The 22,345-nt window shown below is 67.9% G+C and carries 23 protein-coding genes and 1 riboswitch; of the genes, 16 read left to right on the forward strand and 7 right to left on the reverse strand.

The genetic code is table 11. The features are described from left to right. Nucleotides 1-160: 160 nt before the first annotated feature. Nucleotides 161-1,039, reverse strand: a complete 879-nt coding sequence (locus EG854_RS01365) for a class I SAM-dependent methyltransferase (protein ID WP_123285950.1) — start codon at nucleotides 1,037-1,039, stop codon at nucleotides 161-163. On the opposite strand from EG854_RS01365, the gene EG854_RS01370 reads away from it, so the two are divergent. From EG854_RS01370 to EG854_RS01395, 6 genes are all read left to right on the forward strand, one after another. Then, on the forward strand, nucleotides 1,038-1,847 hold the full coding sequence (locus EG854_RS01370) for a ComF family protein (RefSeq protein WP_241153080.1): 810 nt from the start codon (nucleotides 1,038-1,040) through the stop codon (nucleotides 1,845-1,847). The genes EG854_RS01365 and EG854_RS01370 overlap by 2 nt on opposite strands. 63 nt (nucleotides 1,848-1,910) lie before the next feature. Continuing rightward, the gene (gene grxC, locus EG854_RS01375) at nucleotides 1,911-2,168 is read left to right on the forward strand and encodes a glutaredoxin 3 (RefSeq protein ID WP_123285951.1); all 258 of its coding nucleotides are present in this window, start codon (nucleotides 1,911-1,913) and stop codon (nucleotides 2,166-2,168) included. A 9-nt stretch (nucleotides 2,169-2,177) separates the two neighbouring features. Then, the gene (locus EG854_RS01380; protein WP_123285952.1) at nucleotides 2,178-3,026 is read left to right on the forward strand and encodes a carbon-nitrogen hydrolase family protein; all 849 of its coding nucleotides are present in this window, start codon (nucleotides 2,178-2,180) and stop codon (nucleotides 3,024-3,026) included. Further along, a complete protein-coding gene (locus EG854_RS01385) occupies nucleotides 3,023-3,448 on the forward strand; it encodes a DUF1178 family protein (protein ID WP_123285953.1) in 426 nt (141 codons plus the stop codon). Before EG854_RS01380 ends, EG854_RS01385 begins: the two co-directional genes overlap by 4 nt. A 2-nt stretch (nucleotides 3,449-3,450) precedes the next feature. Continuing rightward, nucleotides 3,451-4,266 carry a DUF6597 domain-containing transcriptional factor gene (locus EG854_RS01390; protein WP_123285954.1) on the forward strand — a complete coding sequence of 272 codons (816 nt, stop codon included), beginning with the start codon at nucleotides 3,451-3,453 and terminating at the stop codon, nucleotides 4,264-4,266. A 16-nt stretch (nucleotides 4,267-4,282) separates the two neighbouring features. Next, entirely contained in the window at nucleotides 4,283-4,753 is a 471-nt protein-coding gene (locus tag EG854_RS01395) for a DUF6265 family protein (RefSeq protein WP_123285955.1), read from the forward strand. Here the strand turns inward: EG854_RS01395 and EG854_RS01400 are convergent. Together EG854_RS01400 and ubiG are read right to left on the reverse strand one after the other, a co-directional pair. Beyond that, nucleotides 4,750-4,962, reverse strand: a complete 213-nt coding sequence (locus EG854_RS01400; RefSeq protein WP_123285956.1) for a hypothetical protein — start codon at nucleotides 4,960-4,962, stop codon at nucleotides 4,750-4,752. The two genes, EG854_RS01395 and EG854_RS01400, sit on opposite strands and share 4 nt — an antisense overlap. A gap of 96 nt (nucleotides 4,963-5,058) precedes the next feature. Then, the gene (gene ubiG, locus EG854_RS01405) at nucleotides 5,059-5,862 is read right to left on the reverse strand and encodes a bifunctional 2-polyprenyl-6-hydroxyphenol methylase/3-demethylubiquinol 3-O-methyltransferase UbiG (protein ID WP_123285957.1); all 804 of its coding nucleotides are present in this window, start codon (nucleotides 5,860-5,862) and stop codon (nucleotides 5,059-5,061) included. Between the two features lie 53 nt (nucleotides 5,863-5,915). Here ubiG and EG854_RS01410 point away from each other — a divergent pair, with 53 nt between their 5' ends. From EG854_RS01410 to EG854_RS01440, 7 genes are all read left to right on the forward strand, one after another. Next, nucleotides 5,916-7,175: an aspartate kinase gene (locus tag EG854_RS01410; protein WP_123285958.1), complete on the forward strand. Its 1,260-nt coding sequence runs from the start codon at nucleotides 5,916-5,918 to the stop codon at nucleotides 7,173-7,175. 51 nt (nucleotides 7,176-7,226) lie between these two features. Further along, complete coding sequence (gene ptsP / locus EG854_RS01415) at nucleotides 7,227-9,494, forward strand: phosphoenolpyruvate--protein phosphotransferase (protein WP_123285959.1); 2,268 nt, start codon at nucleotides 7,227-7,229, stop codon at nucleotides 9,492-9,494. A 246-nt stretch (nucleotides 9,495-9,740) separates the two neighbouring features. Further along, complete coding sequence (locus tag EG854_RS01420) at nucleotides 9,741-10,721, forward strand: helix-turn-helix domain-containing protein (RefSeq protein ID WP_241153081.1); 981 nt, start codon at nucleotides 9,741-9,743, stop codon at nucleotides 10,719-10,721. A 70-nt stretch (nucleotides 10,722-10,791) separates the two neighbouring features. Continuing rightward, on the forward strand, nucleotides 10,792-11,937 hold the full coding sequence (gene ispG / locus EG854_RS01425; RefSeq protein ID WP_123286024.1) for a flavodoxin-dependent (E)-4-hydroxy-3-methylbut-2-enyl-diphosphate synthase: 1,146 nt from the start codon (nucleotides 10,792-10,794) through the stop codon (nucleotides 11,935-11,937). A 42-nt stretch (nucleotides 11,938-11,979) separates the two neighbouring features. Then, nucleotides 11,980-12,162 carry a type II toxin-antitoxin system RelB family antitoxin gene (gene relB / locus EG854_RS01430; RefSeq protein ID WP_123285961.1) on the forward strand — a complete coding sequence of 61 codons (183 nt, stop codon included), beginning with the start codon at nucleotides 11,980-11,982 and terminating at the stop codon, nucleotides 12,160-12,162. Beyond that, the gene (locus EG854_RS13430) at nucleotides 12,162-12,443 is read left to right on the forward strand and encodes a type II toxin-antitoxin system RelE/ParE family toxin (protein WP_123285962.1); all 282 of its coding nucleotides are present in this window, start codon (nucleotides 12,162-12,164) and stop codon (nucleotides 12,441-12,443) included. The genes relB and EG854_RS13430 overlap by 1 nt, the downstream gene beginning before the upstream one ends. Continuing rightward, nucleotides 12,440-13,039, forward strand: coding sequence for a glutathione S-transferase N-terminal domain-containing protein (locus EG854_RS01440; protein ID WP_123285963.1), 600 nt, complete (start codon nucleotides 12,440-12,442; stop codon nucleotides 13,037-13,039). The genes EG854_RS13430 and EG854_RS01440 overlap by 4 nt, the downstream gene beginning before the upstream one ends. Nucleotides 13,040-13,060: 21 nt before the next feature. On the opposite strand, the gene EG854_RS01445 is transcribed toward EG854_RS01440, so the two are convergent. Next, nucleotides 13,061-13,837, reverse strand: coding sequence for a sulfite exporter TauE/SafE family protein (locus EG854_RS01445; RefSeq protein WP_123285964.1), 777 nt, complete (start codon nucleotides 13,835-13,837; stop codon nucleotides 13,061-13,063). Between the two features lie 183 nt (nucleotides 13,838-14,020). On the opposite strand from EG854_RS01445, the gene prfA reads away from it, so the two are divergent. The 3 genes from prfA to EG854_RS01460 all read left to right on the forward strand — a co-directional run bounded on the left by prfA (nucleotide 14,021) and on the right by EG854_RS01460 (nucleotide 19,050). After that, on the forward strand, nucleotides 14,021-15,088 hold the full coding sequence (gene prfA / locus EG854_RS01450) for a peptide chain release factor 1 (RefSeq protein WP_123285965.1): 1,068 nt from the start codon (nucleotides 14,021-14,023) through the stop codon (nucleotides 15,086-15,088). 35 nt (nucleotides 15,089-15,123) lie between these two features. Further along, a riboswitch (TPP riboswitch) is annotated at nucleotides 15,124-15,229 on the forward strand. A 139-nt stretch (nucleotides 15,230-15,368) separates the two neighbouring features. Continuing rightward, nucleotides 15,369-17,342: a phosphomethylpyrimidine synthase ThiC gene (gene thiC, locus EG854_RS01455; protein WP_123285966.1), complete on the forward strand. Its 1,974-nt coding sequence runs from the start codon at nucleotides 15,369-15,371 to the stop codon at nucleotides 17,340-17,342. 241 nt (nucleotides 17,343-17,583) lie between these two features. Next, nucleotides 17,584-19,050, forward strand: a complete 1,467-nt coding sequence (locus EG854_RS01460) for a restriction endonuclease (RefSeq protein WP_164461760.1) — start codon at nucleotides 17,584-17,586, stop codon at nucleotides 19,048-19,050. A gap of 453 nt (nucleotides 19,051-19,503) precedes the next feature. Here EG854_RS01460 and EG854_RS01465 read toward each other — a convergent pair whose 3' ends face one another. From EG854_RS01465 to EG854_RS01475, 3 genes are all read right to left on the reverse strand, one after another. Next, nucleotides 19,504-20,205 (reverse strand): DsbA family oxidoreductase, encoded by a 702-nt coding sequence (locus tag EG854_RS01465; RefSeq protein WP_123285968.1) that lies wholly within the window; start codon nucleotides 20,203-20,205, stop codon nucleotides 19,504-19,506. A gap of 581 nt (nucleotides 20,206-20,786) precedes the next feature. Then, nucleotides 20,787-21,464, reverse strand: coding sequence for a bifunctional 4-hydroxy-2-oxoglutarate aldolase/2-dehydro-3-deoxy-phosphogluconate aldolase (locus tag EG854_RS01470; protein ID WP_123285969.1), 678 nt, complete (start codon nucleotides 21,462-21,464; stop codon nucleotides 20,787-20,789). A gap of 59 nt (nucleotides 21,465-21,523) precedes the next feature. After that, a complete protein-coding gene (locus EG854_RS01475; RefSeq protein ID WP_123286025.1) occupies nucleotides 21,524-22,288 on the reverse strand; it encodes an alpha/beta hydrolase in 765 nt (254 codons plus the stop codon). Nucleotides 22,289-22,345: the final 57 nt, after the last annotated feature.

The following is a 22,345-nucleotide window of genomic DNA, read 5'->3' on the forward strand; positions in this document are numbered from 1 at the left end:
AGCCCGTCTCGATCCGCTCGGCCAACAAGGCTCGACCCGACGGCGTCAGACGGGCATTCTTGTGTACGTTCATCCGGGGAACTCTTCGGTTGAGGTTGGTGCTTCGCAACCCCAGCTTCTCAGCCCATCCCCGGGTGAACAACCTTCATAGCTTCGACAGCTAGGCCTTGCCCGGAGCGATCCTGAACCCGGGTGCGACCGACCCCGGCTTCAACGGCTTGGGCTGATCGGGTGAGGGCGCCCAGCCGGTCAGGAACAGGGTCTCGAACGTCGCCTGCACCCTGGGCCGCGCATCGTCACCCGTCACCGAATATCGCTCCTCATAGAGCCCCGCCGCCTGGGCCACCGTCCAGCGCGACAGGGAAGGCTTCGGCCCCTCTGGCGCACCCGCCTCGCCCATGCCGCGCAGGTCCTTCACCAGCGCCATCATGCCGCGATAGCGCACCGCCACCGTGTCACCGTCCACCACCGGCAGGGCGAACCCGGCCCGCTGCATCAGACCTGCCGCGTCATAGGCATCGGCAAAAGGCGACACGCGCGGGGCCGCGCCCCCGGACACCTCCAGCTCGGCCCGGGTCAGCACATCGCGCAGCTCGATCAGTGTCCCCGCCCCGAACATAGCCCCCAGAAACAGGCCGTCCGGCTTCAGCGCCCGCCGGATCTGGCTGAGCGCCCCCGGCAGGTCATTGGCCCAGTGCAGCCCCAGCACCGAGACGATCAGATCGACTGACCAGTCCTCAAGCCCCAGCGCCCCCTCGCCCGGCACGACCCGGTCGGGCAGCGGCACCGGCGTGGTCACCGGCCCGATCCGGGCCGCGGCGTCATGCTCCGCCAGCACTTCAGCAAAGATCCCGGCGCGCGGCGACAGATCGACGACGACGGAGAAGTCGCGCGGAATGGCATCCAGACTGTCCGCCAGCCCCTCGGCAGCGCGCCGGTGCAGAAAGTCGACCGGCGTCCCGGCACGCTCGGCCCGTTGCACCCGCGCCTTCCTGCGGGCAGGGTCGAACAGACGAGGCGGAGCGGACGTGGGGGTCATGCGGATCGATATGGGGGCGGAGGGAGACTTCTGGAAAGCCGGTCCCGGCGCGCGTGTCCAGTCTTTCGCGCGTACGATGGGGCGTGGACTGGCCGATCTGATCCTGCCGCCGCCGGAAAGTCCGGGGCCGGCGGGCCGCATCGGCGCGGCCCTGACGTCGCTGGAATGGTCACGCATCACCTTTCTGGATGACCCCGTCTGCGATGGCTGCGGCGCCCCCTTCACCGTCGACTCCGGCGATTTTGCCGAGGGCCGCTGCGCCCCGTGCCTCGCCCATCCGCTGGCCTTCGGGCGGGCGCGCGCCGCCTGTCTGTATGACGATGGCTCGCGGCCGCTCATCCTCCGGTTCAAGCACGCTGACGACCAGCCGCTGGCCCCATTGTTCGCCCGCTGGCTGTCGCGCGCCGCCCGCCCCCTGCTGGATCAGGCCGATGCCGTGGTGCCCGTGCCGCTGCACCCCTCGCGCCTCTTGGCCCGCCGCTTCAACCAGGCCGCCGAGATCGCCAGGCCCCTCGCCCGGACCGAACGCCTCGACTATCTGCCCGACAGTCTGGTGCGCCGGGCCGCCACGGCCTCTCAGGGGGGCCTTGGCGCCCGGGGCCGCAAGCTGAATGTGAAGGGGGTCTTCTCCGTGCCCGAAGAGCGCCGGGGCCGTCTGCGCGGCCGGCGCATCCTGCTGGTCGATGATGTGCTGACCACCGGCGCCACAGCCGAGGCCTGCGCCCGCGCCTTGCTGGACGCCGGGGCCCGGGCTGTTGACCTCGCCGTCGTCGCTCGCGTGCAGACCGCCCGCACAATGCCTACATAGGGGAACAATCCGCCCGTCTACGGGCTGAACCGCTGTCTGAAACGTTCAAGGAGTATCTGCCCCGTGGCCGATGTCGTTCTCTATACCAAGCCGGGCTGCCCCTACTGCATCTCGGCCATGATGCTGCTGAAGAAGAAGGGCGTGGACTATCAGGAGGTCGTCGCCTCCAACGATCCGCAGCTCAAGGCCGAGATGACGTCAAAGTCGGGCGGTCGCGCCACCTTCCCGCAGATCTTCATCGGCGATCGCCATATCGGCGGCTCGGACGAACTGCATGCCCTGGACGCCCGCGGCGGGCTGGATCCTTTGCTGGAAGCCTGACACCCGCCCATGGCCGAACCGCTCGACATCGCCCTGATCCAGACCCGCACCCCGGCCACCAGTGCGACGGGTCTGGATCACGTCGCGCCCCTGATCCGTCAGGCGGCCGGTGAGGGCGCAAGTCTGATCCTGACGCCCGAGGCCACCAATCGCGTCGAGCGGCGTCGTGAGGGCCGCGCCACCCTCATGGCCGAGGCGGACGATGCCGCCGTGCAGGGGTTGTCGGCGCTGGCCCGCGAGCTGGGCATCTGGCTGCAGGTCGGCTCGGTCATGGTCCGGGCCGAGGACGATGCGGCCGGCCGCGCCGCCAACCGGGCCCTGCTGATCGACCCCGAGGGCCGGATCATCGCCCGCTATGATAAGCTGCATGTCTTCGACGTCGACCTCGACACGGGCGAGAGCTGGCGCGAGAGCAAGGTCGTTCGCCCGGGAGAGCGTGCCGTGGTGGCCGATACGCCCTGGGGCGGTCTGGGGCTTTCCATCTGCTATGATGTGCGCTTTCCGCAGCTCTATCGCGATCTCGCCAAGGCCCACTCTGATGTGCGCATGATCACCGTCCCCGCTGCCTTCACCGTGCCCACCGGCGAGGCCCACTGGCAGGTCCTGTTGCGCGCCCGCGCCATCGAGACCGGTGCCTTCGTGCTGGCGGCGGCCCAGGGCGGAACCCACGAAGACGGTCGCGCCACCTGGGGCCGGTCTACTGTGGTCGACCCCTGGGGCAAGGTGATCGCCGCCCTCGATCACGACCGGCCCGGCATCCTGCACGCCTCGCTGGACCTTGATGCCGTGGACCGCGCCCGCCGCGCCATCCCGGCCCTGACCCACGACCGCCCCTTCCGCTCCGCGAGCGACGCATGATCCGCTACGCCCTTTCCTGTGCGGCTGACCACCCGTTCGAGGCCTGGTTCTCCAGCTCGTCCGACTATGACGATCAGGCGGCCCGGGGGCTGGTCGAGTGCCCCTTCTGCGGCTCGCGCGAGGTGGCGAAACAGATCATGGCCCCCGCCGTCGCGGGCACGAAGAAGCGGTCCGTTCCCGATCTGCCGCTCCAGACCCTGATGACCGATATGGCCAAAAAGGTCCGGGCCCATGTCGAGGCCAATTTCGACTATGTCGGCGACACCTTCGCCCGCGAGGCGCGCGCCATCCACGAAGGCACCTCCGAACAGCGTGAAATCTATGGCGAAGCCACCGCCGAGGAGGTCAGGGCGCTCAAGGAAGACGGCATCCCCTGCGCGCCCCTTCCGGCTCCGCCGCCGGACCCGTCGAAGGCACACTGAGGGTGGATACGGGGGAGCGCTATCACGAGGTCGACCCGCCCGAGGCGCTCCGCCCCTGGGTGCGCATGGTCTGGACCTACGCCTGCCCCCGGCCCAGCCGGACGATCCAGCGGATCGCCCCCGACGGCTGCCCCGAACTGATCCTCGACCTCGGCGATCCCTATGAAGAGGCCGACACCGACGGCACCTTTCGCCTGCAGCCTCACGCCCTGTTCGCGGGGCAGATGACCCGGCCCATCGCCATCCGCCCGACCGGACCCGTCGAGATGGTGGCCCTGCGTTTTCACCCCGACGGCGCGCGCGACTGGCTGGGCCAGTCCCTCCGCACCGCCACCGACCAGCGGCTGGACATGACCGCACGGCTTGGGGGCCTCTCGCCTCCGTCCGGCGATCCCGAGGCGCAGGCGCATGTGATGCTGGACTGGCTGGAGGGTGAACGCCGGACCGGGGCCTGGACCCTCGACCCGCGGGTTCGGGCCGAGGTCGAGGCCCTTCATGCCGACCAGCCCCTGCCGGCCCGTGATGCCGCTGCCCGCCGCGCCCTGCAACGCCGCTTTCTCGACCGGGTCGGCATCGCGCCGCGCACCCTGCGCTCGGTCATCCGCTTCCGGCGCGTCTTTGATCATGCCATGGCCGAGGACGCCGAGGGCTGGCTGGATGCCGGTCTGGGCGCCGGCTATTTCGACCAGCCGCAGCTGGCCCGCGACTTTCGCCGCTTCCTGGGCTGTACCGCCACCGAATGGGCCCGCGAACAGGTCGAGCTGGCGCGCGCCATCGCGTCGCAAACCTACAAGCCCGGCGGGCCGGAACCGGTCTAGAAACCGGAGATCGCCGATGTCCCTTCTGCCTGCTCTCGCTGCTGCCCTGCTCACAACCACGGCCCCGGACCCCGTCGCCGGCCTCGGCTGGATGAGCGGCTACTGGCTCGACTGTTCGGACGGGCGCGAGGCGTCCGAGACCTGGAGCGATCCCCGCGTCGGCCTGATGGCCGGCCATGCCGTCACCGTGTCGCCGCAGGGGCGCGTCGGCTTTGAACTGGCCTTCATCACCACCCTGCCGGACGGCGTGGCGGTCTATGTCGTCAAACCCTCAGGTCAGGACGAGGTGCGGTTCGCCCTGACCGAACAGGGTGAGGACTTCGTCGTCTTCTCGAACCCGGACAACGACTTCCCCACCCATATTCGCTACGAGCGCGACGGCGAAGGGCTCCGCGCCCGCATCGACGGCGAGATCGCGGGCACGCCCCGCAGCGTCGAATGGCGCTTCGACGCAGCCCCGCTCAACAGCCGCTGCCCGTCGGATTAATCGCGGGTCCAGCCCTGCCCGGCCATGCAGGTCTCGAACGCCGGGCTGTGAACGTCGGCGGTCTCGCGGCACAGGTCACGGGCTTCGTTGAAGGGCGTGGCGGCCTTGGCCCGCCAGCCGTCCTCATGGGAGGCGTCGATGATGGTGACACAGGCCGAGGTGCTGAGGCCCGCCGCGATCAGGGCGGCGGTCAGAAGGATGCGTTTCATGGGGTCATCTCCGGTGAAGTTTGAGCTCACCTGTACGCCCCGCCCCCCACGCATTCCCGTTACAAGTCTGAAATCTGGATGAATTCCTCGTAAGGTTCAGTCCCGGTCGGCGATCATCATATAGTTGATGCCGACGTCGTCGCTCTCCGAAAACCGGCCCGACAGCGGGTCATAGGTCACGCCGAACGGCCCGCGTACGGCTACCCCGGGCGCCGCCTCCAGCCAGTCCTTCAGCGTGTCGGGCTTGATGAACTGGTTCCAGTCATGGGTGCCCGGCGGCATCCAGCGCAGGATGTATTCCGCCGCCACCTTGCCCAGCGCCAGAGACTTCAGCGTCTTATTGAGGGTCGCAACGATCATCATCCCGCCCGGCGCGATCATGGCGGCGGTGTCGCGCAGATAGGCGGCGGGGTCGGCGACGTGCTCGACCACCTCCATGTTCAGGATCAGGTCAAAGGGCGGCTCGCCTGCCGCCATCAGCCCCTCGGCCGTGCCGTGGCGAAAATCGATCGTCAGCCCCTGCGCCTCGGCATGGATGCGCGCCGTGCCGATATTCTTCTCCGAGGCATCGACCGCTGTGACATCAAAGCCCAGCCGCGCCATGGGCTCGGACAAAAGGCCGCCGCCGCAGCCGATATCCAGCAGCCTCAGCCCCTCGAACGGCCGCCGCGCGCTACCGTCGCGTCCGAACCGCGCCAGCGCCTCGCGCCGGATGAAGCCGAGCCGGACCGGATTGAACCGGTGCAGGGGCGCAAATGGTCCCTTCGGATCCCACCAGGTCTCGGCCAGCGCCGAAAAGCGCGCCACATCCGTCGGGTCGACGCTGTACGTCGGACCCGAGGCCTGCCCCGGATCGGTTTTCGGTTTGCGCGGCCCGGCCGTGTCGTTAGAAGCGCCCATGGGCATGGCATGAACGCCCCCGACATCAGTTTCAAGAGAGGATCCCGGTCAGAATGACGCGCCTTGTGCTGAAGTTCGGCGGGACCTCCATGGGCGACCTTGACCGGATCCGGCGTGCAGCGCGGATCGTGGCCGCCGAATACAATGCCGGACGGCGTGTGGCCGTGGTTGTCTCGGCCATGGCCGGCAAGACCAATGAGCTGGTCGCCTGGACCGACGGCGCGGGCCGGCCCGCCCAGGGAATCGACCCCACCGATGACGAATATGACGCCGTGGTCGCCTCGGGCGAACAGGTGACGGCCGGCCTGCTGGCCCTGACCCTGCGCAACATGGGTCTGCGCGCGCGCAGCTGGATGGGCTGGCAGATTCCCATCATCACCGACGACCAGCACGGCAAGGCCCGCATCATCGACATTCCGGGCGAGGCCTTGGGTCTGGCCGTCGACGGCGGCGAGATCGCCGTGGTGCCGGGCTTTCAGGGTGTCACCGCCGGCGGCCGTATCACCACCCTCGGCCGCGGCGGCTCCGACACCTCGGCGGTGGCCGTGGCGGCGGCGCTCAACTGTCCCTGCGACATCTACACCGACGTGGACGGCGTCTATACGACCGACCCCCGCATCGAGAGCCGCGCCCGGCGGCTGGAGCGGATATCCTACGAGGAAATGCTGGAAATGGCCTCGCTGGGGGCCAAGGTGCTCCAGACCCGCTCGGTCGAACTGGCCATGGCGAAAAAAGTGCCCCTTAGGGTGCTGTCCAGCTTCATTGAACCCGACGATCAGGGCGTGCTTCCCGACAAGGGCGGCACCCTGATCTGCGACGAGGAAGAGATCGTGGAAAAACGTATCGTGTCCGGCGTCACCATGAGCCGCGACGAGGCCCGCATCACCCTTCTGGGGTTGGATGACCGCACCGACGCCCCGGCCGACGTCTTCACCCGCCTGGCCGAGGCCGGGGTCAATGTCGACATGATCGTCCAGAGTCAGTCGCGCACCGAAGGCGCGGTCAATCTGACCTTCACCACGGGCCGCCGGGATGCCACCCGCGCCGCCGAGCTGATGCGCGCGGCCCAGACCGACATCGGCTTTCAGGAAATCCGCCTCGACGAGGATGTGGCCAAGGTCTCGGTGGTCGGGGTTGGCATGCGCAGCCACGCCGGCGTCGCCCAGACCATGTTCCGGGCCCTGGCCGACAAGGGCATCAAATTCCAGGCCATCTCGACCTCGGAAATCAAGATCAGCGTCCTGATCGATGCGGCCTATGCCGAGCTGGCCGTGCGCGCACTCCATTCCGCCTACGGCCTTGAAGCCGTATAAGCATGGGAATATCGCCCGGGCCCCCTATCTATCGGGTCTGACGGAGGGGCCATGCCGACTGCAAGCGGATTGACGACACGAGGGCCCAGAAACCTCCTGCGCCAGATCCGCGAGGCTATGGCCGGGGGCGGTCCGGCCCAGGAGCGGCTGGATCTGGTCGTCCGGATCATCGCCCAGACCATGGTCGCCGAGGTCTGCTCCATCTATCTGCGGCGCGCCTCGGGCGAGCTGGAGCTGTTTGCCACCCAGGGGCTGAACCGCGAGGCCGTGCACAATACCCGCCTCAGCCCCGGTGAGGGTCTGGTGGGCGAGGTGGCCCGCGTGGCCGAGCCGATCAGCCTGTCGCACGCGCCGTCCCACCCGAACTTCTCCTACCGGCCGGAAACGGGCGAGGATCCCTATCACGCCTTCCTCGGCGCACCCCTGCTGCGGGGCGGACGCGCGATCGGCGTTCTGGTCGTCCAGAACCAGTCCGCGCGTCGCTATGACGAGGACGAGATCGAGGACATCCAGACCATCGCCATGGTGCTGGCCGAAACGGTCGCATCCGGCGAGCTGATGGGCCTCGACGAACTGCGCGACGTCGAGGTGGCGCCGCACCGGCCTGAACGCTTCAAGGGTCAGAAATTCTCGGACGGCCTCGCCTATGGCCACGTCGTCTTGCACGAGCCGCCGCTCCCGCCCGAAAAGCTGCTGGCCGACGACACCCCGCTTGAGGAAGAACGGCTCAAGGCCGGGCTGGAGGCGCTCAAGGCCAATATCGACGCCATGCTGGACGGCAGTCAGGGCCTGTCCGGCCCCTCGTTCGAGGTGCTGGAAACCTACCGCATGTTCGCCGTCGACCGGGGCTGGAACCGCTCGCTGGAAGAGGCCGTCCGCTCGGGCCTGACCGCCGAGGCCGCCGTCGACCGGGTCCGCAACGAGCACCGCGCCCGCTTCGCCAAGGCCCGCGACCCCTATATCCGCGAGCGGCTGCACGACCTCGAGGATCTGGCCAACCGCCTGCTGCGCGTGCTGGCCGGCGATCGCCCCGGCGAACGCGACCTGCCCGAGGACACCATCCTCGTCGCCCGCAACCTCGGCCCGGCCGACCTGCTGGAGTACCCGCGCGAGCGGCTGAAGGGCCTGCTGTTGGAAGAGGGCTCGGCCGCCAGCCACGCGGCCATCGTCGCCCGCGCCCTTCAGATTCCGTGTGTGGGACGGATGGCCGGCATCCGCGACCGCCTCAGCGAGGGCGATCTGGTCATCGCCGACGGCGAAACCGGAGAGGCCTATCTGCGCCCCCGCCCCGATGTGCTGGAGGCCGTCCAGGCCCGCCTCGACCTGCGCAGCAAGCGTCAGGCCGAGTTCGCCCGATTGCGCGACACCCCGGCCATCACCCTCGACGGCAAGCGCATCCAGCTGCTGACCAATGCCGGACTCGCCGTCGACCTCGACAACCTGGACCAGACCGGCGCAGAGGGCATCGGTCTGTTCCGCACCGAATTCCAGTTCATGGTGTCGGAGGAACTGCCCCGGCTGGACGCCCAGACCAACCTCTATCGCAAGGTGCTGGACACCGCCGGCGACCGGCCCGTCACCTTCCGCACCCTCGACATCGGCGGCGACAAGGTGCTGCCCTATCTCGAGGCTGAGCGCGAGGAGAACCCCGCCCTCGGCCGTCGCGCCATCCGTCTGGGTCTGGACCGGCCGGGCCTGTTGCGGCTGCAGCTGCGCGCCCTGCTGTCGGCTGCCGAGGGCCGCGAGCTGCGCGTCATGTTCCCCATGATCGCCACGGTCGACGAATTCCGCGCCGCCCGCGAACTGGTCGATGTCGAGTGCGCCTGGGCCCGTCGGCGCGGCCGCAGCCTGCCCAGCCTGCTGCGGGTCGGGGCCATGATCGAATGCCCGTCCCTGCTGTGGCATCTGGATGCGCTTCTGCCCCTGACCGACTTCGTCTCGGTCGGCACCAATGACCTGCTGCAATATATGTTCGCCGCAGACCGCACCAATCCGCTGGTCTCGGACCGCTACGACCCCCTGTCGCCCCCGGCGCTCCGGGCGCTGGCCGAAATCCAGCGGAAATGCGCCGAGACCGGAACACCCGTCTCCGTATGCGGAGAACTGGCCGGCCGTCCGCTCGAGGCCTTTGCCCTTCTGACCCTCGGCTACACCCGCCTGTCCGCTCCCGCTGCCGGGGTCGGACCGGTCAAGCGCATGTGCCTGTCGACCGACCTGGGCCAGGCCCAGCGCGCCATGACCAGCCTGCTTGGCCTGTCCGCCGGTTCGATCCGCAACGAGATAGAGTCCCTGGCCCGGAAGTTGAACGTCGTGCTCTGAAGCGTCCCGTCCTGAAACGGTCCGGATGCTTAACGGGACGTTGATCGGGGGGCCACGATGGGTTATCCACAAGAGGATCGCAAAAGACCTCCGGGGGGAGGCGAGAACCGTCACCCGGGTTTGTTAGGCACTGCATCGTGGTTGAGTGCGGCATCATCGATGCCGATAGTTGGGTCGGGCCTCATGGCACTGGATACGGGGAACATCCCCGACGAGTTTCGGGCACATCCCGACTGGAGGGACCCTGTGCCCCCCATCACGAATGCTCCGACTCTCGGTGACGGGCTCCGCGCCGCGCGCAAGGCGTCCAATCGCTCGCTCGAGGACATGTCGGCCATCACCCGCGTCCACGTCCGCTATCTGCGCGCCCTCGAACAGAACGACACCTCCATCCTGCCCTCGCGGGTCTTCTCGATCGGCTATGTCCGTGCCTATGCCGGGGCGCTGGGCGTCGACGAACAACTGGCGGTCGAGCGCTTCAAGCGCGACGTGCCCGACCCTTCAGTCCCCCTGCAGGCCCCCGTCGGCATCGCCTTTGAGGAAGTCCGGCGCTATTCGCCGCGCATCATCGGTGTGCTGGCCATCATCGGTCTGGCCGTCCTCGGCTGGAACATCTTCCAGCGCGTCAGCCTGATGTCGCCGACCCAGCCGTCGGATCTGGTCGCCGTGCCCGAAAGCTGGTCGGTCGGCTCCACCCCCGGAACCGTGGCGCTTGACGTGGCCCAGCCGGCCCCGCCCGATCAGACCGTGCCCCCCCTCTATGTCACCCGCGGGCTTGAGACCGAGCTGACCGGCCTGACCGCCGCCGACACCGAAGCGGCCGCCGCCGCCGATGCCGGGACCGCACCCGTGCAAAAGGCCTTCAATCCTCGCGGGGCCGTCTATGGCGCCGCCGCCACCGCCTCACAGGTCGTCCTTCAGGCGCGCAAGCCGACCATTCTGGTCGTCCGCATGTCCGACGGCCGCGTCCTGTTCGCCCGTCAGCTGGCCGCCGGTGAAGCCTGGCGCGCGCCGGTCGGCGTCCAGGCCGTCATCGACGTCGCTGATCCGTCGGCCTTCGATGTCTACCTGAACGGCGAATACGGCGGCCGTCTGGAGCAGGCTCTGACCCCCCTGTCCCAGCTCAATCGCCGGGCCGAGACCCTCGCCCGTCAGGCCACCGAGGCCCTGACCCGCCGCACCGAAGCCGCCGTCCGCGCGGCCCAGGCCATGACCACGGACGGCTGACCACCCGGACGCGTCGGCGACATCGTGCGCCGTGGCAATCGGCGTCGATAAGGACTATCTGAACCTCGCCATGTCCGAGCTCTCCCACGTCCGCCCCTGGCGCCATATCGAGCGCCGACCCAGCCGCCAGATCATGGTTGGCAATGTCCCCGTGGGCGGCGGCGCGCCGATCACCGTCCAGTCGATGACCAATACGCCGACGTCCGACGCCGCGGCCACGATCGACCAGATCCGTCAGCTGGAAGAGGCCGGAGCCGACATCGTCCGCGTCTCCTGCCCCGACGAGGAGTCGACCGCCGCCTTCCGCCAGATCGCCCGCGAGGCCCGGGTTCCGCTGGTCGCCGACATCCACTTTCACTACAAGCGCGGCATCGAGGCCGCCCAGGCGGGCGCCGCATGCCTGCGCATCAATCCCGGCAATATCGGCTCGCCCGACCGCGTGCGCGAGGTCGTCCAGGCCGCCCGTGACCACGGCTGTTCCATGCGCATCGGCGTCAATGCCGGCTCGCTGGAGCGCGACCTGCTGGAAAAATACGGCGAGCCCTGCCCCGAGGCCATGGTCGAGTCCGCCCTCAACCACGCCCGCATCCTGCAGGACCACGACTTTCACGAGTTCAAGATTTCAGTGAAGGCGTCCGACCCCTTCCTGACCGTCGCCGCCTATCAGCAACTGGCCGACGCCATCGACTGTCCGCTGCACCTCGGCGTGACCGAGGCCGGGCCTCTGCGCTCGGGTACGATCAAGTCGTCGATCGGCCTCGGCAATATGCTGTGGTCCGGCATCGGCGACACCATCCGCGTCAGCCTCGCCGCCGATCCGATCGAGGAGATCAAGGTCGGCTTTGACATCCTCAAGTCGCTGGGCCTGCGCCACCGGGGCGTCAACATCATCGCCTGTCCGTCGTGCGCCCGGCAGGGCTTCAACGTCATCGAGACGGTCGGCATCCTCGAGGAAAAGCTGGCCCACATCACCACCCCCATGTCGCTGTCGATCATCGGCTGTGTGGTCAACGGCCCGGGCGAGGCCCTCTATACCGACGTCGGCTTCACCGGCGGCGGCAAGGGTGCGGGCATGGTCTATCTGAACGGCAAGATCGCCCACAAACAGGCCAACGAGGGCATGATCGACGAAATCGTCGCCCGCGTCGAAGCCAAGGCCGCCGAGCTGGACGCCGCACGGAAGGTTGAGTCTGCGTCGGAAGTCGCTGCAAAGTAGCAACCCGTTGCAGCCTTGGCGGCAAGGGCGCATTCTTCCTGCATGGCCAAACTCGATCCCATCGTCAGCGAATTCGCCACGACCGAAGAGGCCGAGGCCCATGATGCCTGGGTCCGTGCGAAGGTCGAGCAGTCGCTGGCGGAGCCCGGGCCTGAGATCCCGCACGATCAGGTCATGGCCGAGATTCAGGCCATGCTGGACGCCAAGGCCAAGCGGACCGGCTGATGCTGCCCATCGTCTGGCGGCCTGCGGCCCGGCGAAACTGGCATGCGATTATAGACTACGTCAGCGACCATAGTCCGCAGGGGGCAAACACGCTGAGGACCCACCTCGAGCAAGTCCTCGCGCAGGTCTCCGTGCATCCGCGATCAGGTCGCGAGGGCCGCGTCCCGGGTACGCGCGAAGCCCTCATTCATCCGAACTATATTCTGGTCTACCGTGCGGAGGCGCACCAGATACGCCTCATCAACGTCCTGCACTCAGCCCGACGGTACCCATCGCCATGAAACTCTACATCTCCACCCCCTCCCCCTATGCCCGCCTGTGCCGGATCGTGGCGCGCGAGCGCGGCCTCGCCGACCGGATCGAGGAGGTGGTGGCCGATCCCTATTCTGACGATCCGGGCCTGATGAGCTCCAACCCGCTGGTTCAGGTTCCGGCCCTGATCGCGGGCGACGGCCTGCCGCTGACCGACAGCCCGGTCATCTGCGAATGGCTGGATGCCCATGGCGTCTCCGGCCCGCGCCTGCTGCCGCCCGAGGGGCCCGAGCGCTGGCGGGTCCGTCGGCTCCAGACCCTGGCCCACGGTGCGCTGGAAATGGGCGTCAAACGCCTGCTGGAACGGCGTCGCCCCGAGAGCGAGCAGTCCCCCTCATGGATCGACCGCTGGACCCGCAACATGCACCGCTCGTTCGACGCCCTGGAACAGGCCCTGCCCGACGGTGACGCGCTCGATCTCGGCGTCATCGCCACCGGCGTCGCCACCACCTGGACCGGCTTTCGCCACCCGGACATCGACTGGCGCGCGGGTCACCCCCGCCTGGTCGCGCTCACTGACCGGCTTGAGGCCCGCGACAGCTTTATCCAGACCCACCCGGCCTGAGCCGGTCCCGTCGGTTTTCGTTCAGGGCGCGATCCCGGCCAGCTGCAGGGCCTGATAGCCGGCAAGCAGGATGATCAGCCCGCCGACCCCGTAGGTCAGGATCTTTGCCGGCACCCGTTTGGTGATCCAGCCCGCGAACGGGGCGGCGATCAGCCCGCCGACGATCAGCCCGCCGATGGCCCAGGCGTGGTTCTCCAGCGCGCCGCCATCCCACCTCCCGGTCAACAGGGCCACGAGGAAGGCGGCCGAAATGGCGCTGGTGACCAGGAGTTCGGCGGAATTGACCGTGCCGATGGCACGGCGCGGCTCGGTCCCCGCCCCGACCAGAGTCGAGGTCACCGTCGGCCCCCAGCCACCGCCGCCGATGGCGTCGAGAAAGCCGCCGACCACGCCCAGCGGCCCACTGAGCCGGGGCGGGAAGATGCGATTCCGGATGTTGTGCCCCGCCCGCCAGAGCACCCAGGCTCCAATCAGCAGCAGATAGACCAGGATGTACGGCTTGATCCTCTCGCCGGGGACCCCGGTCAGCACATAGGCGCCGACCACTCCCCCGACCACTCCCCCGATGGCGAGGGGCCAGAACAGGGGCCACAGGATGTTCCGGTGCGCGATGTGCGAGGCGGCCGAGGCGCCACCGGTAAAGATCTTGGCGACATGGACGCTGGCCGAGGCGGTCGCGGGCGGCACGCCGAAGGCCAGAAGGACGGTATTCGCGATGACGCCATAGGCCATGCCCAGCGCGCCATCCACCGACTGGGCCAGCAGCCCGACCAGCAGGAACATCAGGAAGGTGTCCAAGAGAGCTCCGCGACCGGCCGCATCACCACCGTCCACACAACGGTCGGCTTCGATTATAGCTTCGCACTTGCCGGGCGTCTCATGGGAACCCTGAGCGTCTCATTATTTGCCGCAGCGCGTCCGGCCTTGGTATCCACCGCCCCGTCGCGCTAAAGCACCGGCTTCGTCCAACAGGAGCTTCCCTTGCGACTTCCCCAGGCCCGTCTTGATCAGGTGATTGACCGCTTCCAGCAGGTCGAGGCGCGCATGGGTGCGGCCACCGACGGTCAGGAGATCGTGCGCCTGTCGAAAGAGCATGCCGAGATGAAGCCGATCGCCGACGCCGTCATGGCACTGGCGAAAACCCGGGAGGAAATGGCCGACCTCGAGGCCATGGCCTCCGATCCCGAAATGGCCGAGATGGCCGCCGACGAGTTGCAGACCCTCAAGGACAGCCTGCCCGAGATGGAGCGGGGCGTGGCCCTGCTGCTGGCCCCCCGCGATGCCGATGAACAGGCCTCGGCCGTGCTGGAAGTCCGCGCCGGCACCGGCGGCGACGAGGCCGCCCTGTTCGCCGGCGACCTGTTCCGCATGTACTCGCGCTATGCCGCCAACCGCGGCTGGAAGGTCGAACTGGACTCGGCGACCGAGGGCGAGGCCGGCGGCTACAAGGAAATCATCGCCACCGTCTCGGGCGAGGGCGTGTTCGGCCGGCTGAAGTTCGAGTCGGGCGTCCACCGGGTGCAGCGCGTGCCGGTCACCGAGGCCGGCGGCCGCATCCACACCTCGGCCGCTACCGTCGCCGTCCTGCCCGAGGTCGAGGACGTGGAGATCGAGATCCACGACAAGGACATCCGCATCGACACCTTCCGCGCCTCCGGATCGGGCGGCCAGCACGTCAACAAGACCGATTCCGCCGTGCGCATCACCCACCTGCCGACCGGCATCGTCGTGACCAGCTCGGAAAAGTCCCAGCACGTGAACCGCGACAAGGCCATGAAGAACCTGCGCGTCCGCCTTTATGACCAGCAGCGTCAGGCCAAGGATCTGGCCCGCTCCGACAGCCGCAAATCCCAGGTCGGCTCCGGCGACCGGTCCGAGCGCATCCGTACCTATAACTTCCCGCAAGGCCGGGTCAGCGACCACCGCATCAACCTGACCCTCCACAGCCTGCCGCAGATCCTCGAGGGCGACCTCGACCCCCTGCTGGACGCCCTGATCGCCGAGGACCAGGCCGCCCGCCTCGCCGACCTCGAGGCCGAGTTTTCCTGACCCCTTTCGCGGCCGTCCCATCCGGCCTATCGTGCCCGCGTTCTCCGGGGGGCCGCGCAAGGCGGCTGAGATAGGACCGCGTCCTGACCCGTCGAACCTGATCCGGGTCATGCCGGCGAAGGGAGAAGACGCTACTCGCCCGACGTCGGCGCCCTCATACCGAGAGGCTGCCATGAACATCCACGTCCCCGCCGACAAATCCAGCGCTCCCGAGGCTCAAGCAGCGAGCGACCGCGTCGCGAGCGATAGCCTCCCTCTCAAGGATGCGCGTGACGAAGTCATGCGCGAGACGGGCACCATTCCCACCGGCGAGCGGGCGGGCAGTCGCAAGGTCTATGTGGCGGGCGAGCTCTACCCCGACATCCGCGTGCCGTTCCGCGAGGTCGCGGTGCACCCCAGCGCCAATGAGCCGCCGGTGACCATCTATGACTCCTCGGGCCCCTACACCGACCCCTCGGTCACCATCGACATCAAGCGCGGCCTGCCCCTCGTCAAATCCAGCTGGCAGCTGGATCGCGGCGACATCGCCCCCGTGGCCCAGCCGCGCGAGGTCAAGCCCGAGGACAACGGCCACGCGTCGGGCCGCCACCTGGCCCCGCGCTTCGACACCTCGCACCACAAGGTCTTCAAGGGCGTCCCCGGCCGCCCGGTCACCCAGTACGAATACGCCAAGGCCGGCATCATCACGCCCGAGATGGAATATGTCGCCATCCGCGAGAACCTGCGGAGAGAAGTAGCGAGAGACGAGTGGCGAGTGGCGAGTGAAGAGGGCCAGACCATCACCCTCGCCGACGGCTCCACCCTGCCTGTATCCTCCTCGCCACTCGCCACTCGCCACTCGCCACCCCGGGACGGCGAGAGCTTCGGTGCCAGCATCCCCGACTTCGTCACCCCGGAATTCGTCAGAAGCGAGATCGCCCGCGGCCGCGCCATCATCCCCCACAACATCAACCACCCCGAGGTCGAGCCGATGATCATCGGCCGCAACTTCCTGGTGAAGATCAATGCGAACATCGGCAACAGCGCCGTCCTCAGCTCGGTCGACGACGAGGTCGACAAGCTGGTCTGGGCCACCCGCTGGGGCGCCGACAATGTCATGGACCTGTCGACCGGGCGGAACATCCACAACATCCGCGACTGGATCATCCGCAACTCCAGCGTTCCGATCGGCACCGTGCCCATCTATCAGGCGCTGGAGAAGGTGGGCGGCATCGCCGAGGACCTGACGTGGGAGGTCTATCGCGACACCCTGATCGAACAGGCCGAACAGGGCGTGGACTATTTCACCATCCACGCGGGCGTGCGCCTGCCCTTCGTGCCGATGACCGCCAACCGCGTCACCGGCATCGTCTCACGCGGCGGCTCGATCATGGCCAAGTGGTGCCTCAGCCACCACCGCGAGTCCTTCCTCTACGAGAATTTCGCCGAGATCTGCGAGATCATGCGCGCCTATGACGTCAGCTTCAGCCTCGGCGACGGCCTGCGGCCCGGCTCCATCGCCGACGCCAATGACGAGGCCCAGTTCGCCGAGCTGCGCACCCTCGGCGAGCTGACCAAAATCGCCTGGGATCACGGCTGTCAGGTCATGATCGAGGGCCCCGGCCATGTGCCGATGCACAAGATCAAGGCCAATATGGATGAGCAGCTGAAGCACTGCCACGAGGCGCCCTTCTATACGCTCGGGCCGCTGACCACCGACATCGCCCCCGGCTATGACCACATCACCAGCGCCATCGGCGCGGCCATGATCGGCTGGTTCGGCACGGCCATGCTCTGCTACGTCACGCCCAAGGAGCACCTCGGCCTGCCCGACCGTCAGGACGTCAAGGACGGCGTCATCACCTACAAGATCGCCGCCCACGCCGCCGACCTGGCCAAGGGCCACCCCGCCGCCCGCCTGCACGACGACGCCCTCAGCCGCGCCCGGTTCGAGTTCCGCTGGGAAGACCAGTTCAACCTCGGCCTCGACCCCGAAACCGCCCGCAAATACCACGACGAGACCCTGCCGAAGGAGGCCCACAAGACCGCCCATTTCTGCTCCATGTGCGGCCCCAAATTCTGCAGCATGAAGATCAGCCAGGACATCCGCCGGGATGCCAAACTGACCAAGGAATCGGGCGCCGAAACGGTCAAGGACGCCAACCCGACCAACACCGCCAACGCCGCCCTGACCTCAGCCGAAGCGGAAGCCGGCATGGCGGAAATGAGCGCGAAATTCCGGGCCGGGGGCGGGGCCATCGAAGTGAAGGTCTGACCCCCACGTCTCCTCCCCGTTCGCCGCTGGCGAATGGGGATGGGGACCGCGAAGCGGTGGAGGGGCGAGGCGGCCGCCGATCCGCTTTGCGCACCTCTGAGGTGTATGCCAAGGTTGCAGGTCTGCCTTGGGGGATTTGGGGATGGCGAGGAGCTTCACGTCGGCATTGATGAGTGCTGCGCGCGCATCGGAGAGGGCTCACCGAGCAAACCTTCGTAGCCAGGCGGCCTATTCAAGAGCGATGGAACGGCAGGCGCGCGCGAACGCTCGTGCCGCAAGGCAGTATTATCTTGAAGGTCGCGCCGATGAAGCGGCCGATCTCAACGAAGAACTTCAAGAACTCAACGAGCAACTCGCTTCGATCCTTGCGGATGGCTTGGACGCGGACCCCGGCGTGCATTTCGAGGCGCTGCGGCGCACGATTGATCTAAACGAGCTTCCGCCTAGCCTCCGCAATCTAAAAGCCCCGGATCGGTCGGCGTTTGAGCCGAGTCCCCTGTCTTTCTTCGACAAGTTGATGCCCGGCGCCACAGCACGATTCACGGCGGCGAAATCTGATGGCGAATTCAAGTATCAGGCGGCCATCGAACATCACAACCGTTTGCTAGTTCAACGCACTGAAGCCGTCCGGAGACTGCAAGAAGGCGTCGACGCCCACAACGCTGAGATCGACGATTTCGAAGCGGGCGTCGAGCGGGGAGACCCAAGTGCGCTGAAGGCATTTTACGAATTGGCCCTCGCCAGTTCTGAATACCCGGAGTCGTTCCCGAACGAGGTTCGCGTGGGCTACGTCGAGGAATCCAAGCAGATCATCGTCGATCTCCAGATGCCAAGCATGGAACAGGCGATCCCCACCGTTGAAAAATACTCATTTGTAAAAAGTGCGGACGAAATTCGGGAGAAGGCAAGGAGCGATCGGTCCCGAAAAGCGCAGTACGCCGACGTCATCTCGCAGATTGCGCTGCGTTGCTTGCATGAGGTCTTCTCCGCCGGCGACCCCGGATTCGTCCAGACAGTCGTGCTCAACGGGTTCGTTATTGCGACTGACCCTGGCACGGGCCGTCAGGTTCAGCCGTATTTGGTATCTGTCCGGGTCAACCGGGATCAGTTCTCGGAACTTCAGCTAAGCTCAGTTGATGCTGCAGCGTGCCTGAAGCGTCTTCACGCCAGCGTTTCCCGTAGCCCCGCTGAACTGGTGGCCATCAAACCTGTTGTCGACATTAACATGGCGGACCCCCGCTTCGTTGAGGAGCAGGACGTGCTGGCGATGCTCGATACGCGCCAGAACCTGATGGACCTTACGCCCGGCGAGTTCGAGTCACTCATCACCAATCTGTTCCAAAGCATGGGATTGGAGACGAAGCTCACCCAGGCGTCCCGAGATGGGGGTGTGGATTGCGTTGCGTTCGATCCAAGACCAGTTCTCGGCGGCAAGGTGATCGTCCAGGCCAAGAGATATAAGAACACGGTCGGCGTAAGCGCGGTTCGCGATCTTTTCGGCACGATGCACAACGAAGGTGCGTCGAAGGGTATTCTTGTGACGACGAGTGGGTACGGCAAGGCTGCATTTGCCTTTGCAGAGGGGAAACCGATCGAGCTTCTGTCGGGCAGCAACCTTCTCTATCTGCTCAAGGAGCATGCGGGAGTGGACGCAAAGATCGAGGTTCCGGAAGACTGGTCTGATCCCGTAGCCGATATCTCAAGTTAGAGATGCCCACCCTCGTTCGCCTCGCCGGGCCGAATGGTGCCGGGAAGACGACCTTCATCAACGGCTTTCTGCGCGAGCGGGCTTCTCCTCCCCCGCCTGCGGGGGAGGGGGACCGCGAAGCGGTGGAGGGGGCGCCAGCGTTCCAGTTCGTCAATCCGGATGAGGTGGCCCCCCCTTGTCATCCCGGACGCGCGGCAGCGCGATCCGGGACGCACCGACCCTCCCCTCATACCGCCCGGAAGGCGCGGCGCGGCTGTCCGGGCGAAGGGGTGAGCGCGTGGCGCGCGGCTCCCGGCTCAGCCCTCGCGGGCTATCCGGGAGGGCAAGGACTGCGCCCCTCCCGTCCCGGCTCTGCGCCGCTGCGCGGCTTGGCCGGGATGACAATATGTGCACCCCGCACCGCCCCCGCCGTGCTCTCTGTGCCTTCCTCTGTGTTCGCTGTGATGAACCTCTTCAGGTCCCCTCGCCCGCGATCTTCCGCAACGCCTCTTCGAACACCGCCGCCGGCTGGCCGCCGCTGATCAGATATTTGCCCTCCACCACCACGGCGGGCACGCCGGTGATGCCGCGCGACCGCCACAGGGCCTCGGCGTCGCGGACCTCGGCGGCATAGCGGCCGTCGGCCAGCACGGCCTCTGCCTCCGCCCTCGTCATCCTCGGGCTTGACCCGGGGACCAGCCCGGCCGCCTCTGCGGCATCGGCCAGCACTTCCGCGACGCTCAGGGGAAGGGTGTCGGTAAAGTGGGCGCGGAACAGGGCCTCTTTCAGCGCCCTCTGCTCGGCCAGCCCGATCGTGCCCGCCCAGTGCAGCAGCCGGTGGGCGTCAAAGGTGTTCCAGATGCGGCTGTCCGGCCCCATCCGCATCTCGAACCCTTTGCCGTCGTCGGGCCACGCCTCGGCCGCCCGGTCGCGGATCATCGTGCGGTTCTTCGCTGACTGTTCCGGCGTGGCGCCGTATTTGCGGCCGATGTGCTCGGTGATGTTTTCCCCCTCGGGCGCCATGTCGGGGTTCAGCTCGAACGGCTGAAAGCGGATCTCGGCCGTGATTCCCTCGGCCGCCAGCGCCCCCAGCGCCGTCTCCAGCCCGCCCAGCCCCACCACACACCAGGGACAGACGACGTCCGAGACAAACTCGATCTGCAGGGGTTTGGGCATGGCGCACTCCTTTGGCCTTACATGGCCCTTCTCCCCTCGGGGGAGAAGGTGTCGGGCGAAGCCTGACGGATGAGGGGGACCGGGGAGGCATACAGGAAGGGTGGCCGCGTCGGACCCGCCCCCTCATCCGGACCGCTCCGCGGCCCACCTTCTCCCCCGAGGGGAGAAGGACGCTCCAGCCCGCACAGCCGCCGGCCGTTTTCGCAATCCTTTCAAGGCCCGCGCCCGTTCCCGCACCCTTCTGCCCGACCGGGTCGCGGGGTGGCGTAGAGTGTCCGGTTGGCCCAACCCTTCACGGCACGGAGACGCAATCCAGACCATTCAGACGGTTCAGACGGTTCAGACGGTTCAGACGGTTCAGACGGTGTTTTCTCACCTCCCCATCTTGATGGGGAGGGGGACCACGGAGTGGTGGTGGGGGCGGCGGTGCCGTGTCCGGCAAAGCCCCTGATGCACGCCCGGCTGGCCGAGGCGCCGCCCCCTCCGTCTCGCAGGCTGCGCCCGCGAGCCACCTCCCCATCACGGATGGGGAGGTGATGAAGGCGCCGATTCCAGACCCTTCAGACCATTCAGACGGTGTTTTACCCGCGTACCGACCGCGCCAGCCCCACGGCCCGGCCGATGTGGGCTTCCAGCCCCTCCCAGTCGGCCTCGGCGACCAATTTGTCGGGGATCAGGCGCGAGCCCATGCCGGCGGCGATGATGCCGGCGTCGAACCAGGCCTTGAGCGAGGCTTCCTCGGGCTCGACCCCGCCGGTGGGCATGATCTTCGTCCAGGGCATGGGGCCCATGACGGCCTTGACGAAGGCCGGGCCGCCGACCTGGGCGCCGGGGAACAGTTTGACGACGTCACAGCCCCATTCCTGGGCCTGGCTGATTTCGGTGACCGAGCCGCAGCCGGGCATATAGGCTACGCGCTTGCGGTTACAGAGCCTGGCCACCGCCTCGACGCCGCAGGGGCTGACCACAAACCGGGCGCCGCGCGACAGGTAAAGGGCCCCCGTGCCCGGATCGACGATCGAGCCGATGCCGAGGATCACCTCCGGGTCGGTGCGGGACAGCGTCTTCGTCAACTCGCCGAACAGGTCGGCGGCGTGGTCGCCCCGGTCGGTGAACTCGATCACCCGGGCCCCGGCGCGGGCGGCGGCGCGGATGATGCCGAGGCAGGCCTCGGGCTCCGGGTGGTAGAAGACCGGGCAGATGCCCTGCGCCTCCAGCGCGGCCACGACGGTCAGGCGGTCGGCGGGATAGGCGGGCATGAGGCAGGCTCCGGGTCGGCAGGGGTCGGGTTCAGGGGTGCGACCAACCGGGCCGCGCGTCAAGCCGGGGCGGCTTCACGGCTGGTTTCGTGGGCCAGTTCGACCAGCCGCGCGACCTCGGGGCTGTCGGCCTCGAACAGGGGGGCCAGCACGGTGAAGTGGTTGAGGCCGACCAGCTCCCGGACCGAGGTGTCGGCCCCGCCCGCGCCCCAGCGCTCGGCCATGGCGTGCGACTGGCGGCGGAACTCGGCGCTCTCCTCGGCCCCGACCCAGCAGTCCAGGGTGGTGCCGCCGGGGCTGGAGCCATCGGGCACCGGCCAGTGGATCGGCGACAGGGCGGTGGCCATCAGGGGGTCGAGCCTGAGGGCGTCGTTGAGGCTGGTCTCGAGGAGGGGCAGGAGGTCGAACACGCCCGAGATGGCCACGGCGGCGCCCGCCCGGCCCTCGGACAGCAGGGCCGCCGCCATGTGTCCGCCCGCCGAATGGCCGAACACCAGCGGGCGGTATCCCGTGCGGTCGCGGATCCGCTCGGTCGCCACCCGGACCTGCCGCAGGATCTGGCCGAGGCTGACGGCCGGCGCGAGGTCATAGGTGGGGATGGCCAGCGCGACACCGTGGCTCAGCAGCGCCGGGGCGATCCCGTGAAAGGCCTGACCGTCCAGCGCCTGCCAGTAGCCGCCGTGCAGGAAGACGGCGACCGGCGCCTCCGGCTGACCTTCCGGCGTGAACAGGTCCAGCACCTCGCGCGGGCCCGGGCCATAGGCGATCCGCTGGTGCGGATGGTCGGCCCGCGCCGCCTCGGCCCGTTCGGCCCACCTCGCCATGACGGCCCCGTGCTCGGGCACCCGCAGGCGGTTGTTGTACTCGGCTTCGAGGTCCAG

Source organism: Brevundimonas halotolerans (genome assembly GCF_003730275.1).
GTDB classification, from domain to species: Bacteria; Pseudomonadota; Alphaproteobacteria; order Caulobacterales; family Caulobacteraceae; genus Brevundimonas; species Brevundimonas halotolerans.

Coding starts and splice junctions, on each gene's coding strand:
- EG854_RS01370 (WP_241153080.1), top strand. CDS start 1,038: ATGCGGATCGATATGGGGGCGGAGGGAGACTTCTGGAAAGCCGGTCCC.
- EG854_RS01365 (WP_123285950.1), bottom strand. CDS start 1,039: ATGACCCCCACGTCCGCTCCGCCTCGTCTGTTCGACCCTGCCCGCAGG.
- EG854_RS01380 (WP_123285952.1), top strand. CDS start 2,178: ATGGCCGAACCGCTCGACATCGCCCTGATCCAGACCCGCACCCCGGCC.
- EG854_RS01385 (WP_123285953.1), top strand. CDS start 3,023: ATGATCCGCTACGCCCTTTCCTGTGCGGCTGACCACCCGTTCGAGGCC.
- EG854_RS01395 (WP_123285955.1), top strand. CDS start 4,283: ATGTCCCTTCTGCCTGCTCTCGCTGCTGCCCTGCTCACAACCACGGCC.
- EG854_RS01400 (WP_123285956.1), bottom strand. CDS start 4,962: ATGAAACGCATCCTTCTGACCGCCGCCCTGATCGCGGCGGGCCTCAGC.
- ubiG (WP_123285957.1), bottom strand. CDS start 5,862: ATGGGCGCTTCTAACGACACGGCCGGGCCGCGCAAACCGAAAACCGAT.
- EG854_RS01410 (WP_123285958.1), top strand. CDS start 5,916: ATGACGCGCCTTGTGCTGAAGTTCGGCGGGACCTCCATGGGCGACCTT.
- ptsP (WP_123285959.1), top strand. CDS start 7,227: ATGCCGACTGCAAGCGGATTGACGACACGAGGGCCCAGAAACCTCCTG.
- ispG (WP_123286024.1), top strand. CDS start 10,792: ATGTCCGAGCTCTCCCACGTCCGCCCCTGGCGCCATATCGAGCGCCGA.
- relB (WP_123285961.1), top strand. CDS start 11,980: ATGGCCAAACTCGATCCCATCGTCAGCGAATTCGCCACGACCGAAGAG.
- EG854_RS13430 (WP_123285962.1), top strand. CDS start 12,162: ATGCTGCCCATCGTCTGGCGGCCTGCGGCCCGGCGAAACTGGCATGCG.
- EG854_RS01440 (WP_123285963.1), top strand. CDS start 12,440: ATGAAACTCTACATCTCCACCCCCTCCCCCTATGCCCGCCTGTGCCGG.
- thiC (WP_123285966.1), top strand. CDS start 15,369: ATGCGCGAGACGGGCACCATTCCCACCGGCGAGCGGGCGGGCAGTCGC.
- EG854_RS01460 (WP_164461760.1), top strand. CDS start 17,584: ATGGAACGGCAGGCGCGCGCGAACGCTCGTGCCGCAAGGCAGTATTAT.
- EG854_RS01465 (WP_123285968.1), bottom strand. CDS start 20,205: ATGCCCAAACCCCTGCAGATCGAGTTTGTCTCGGACGTCGTCTGTCCC.
- EG854_RS01470 (WP_123285969.1), bottom strand. CDS start 21,464: ATGCCCGCCTATCCCGCCGACCGCCTGACCGTCGTGGCCGCGCTGGAG.
- EG854_RS01475 (WP_123286025.1), bottom strand. CDS start 22,288: ATGGCGAGGTGGGCCGAACGGGCCGAGGCGGCGCGGGCCGACCATCCG.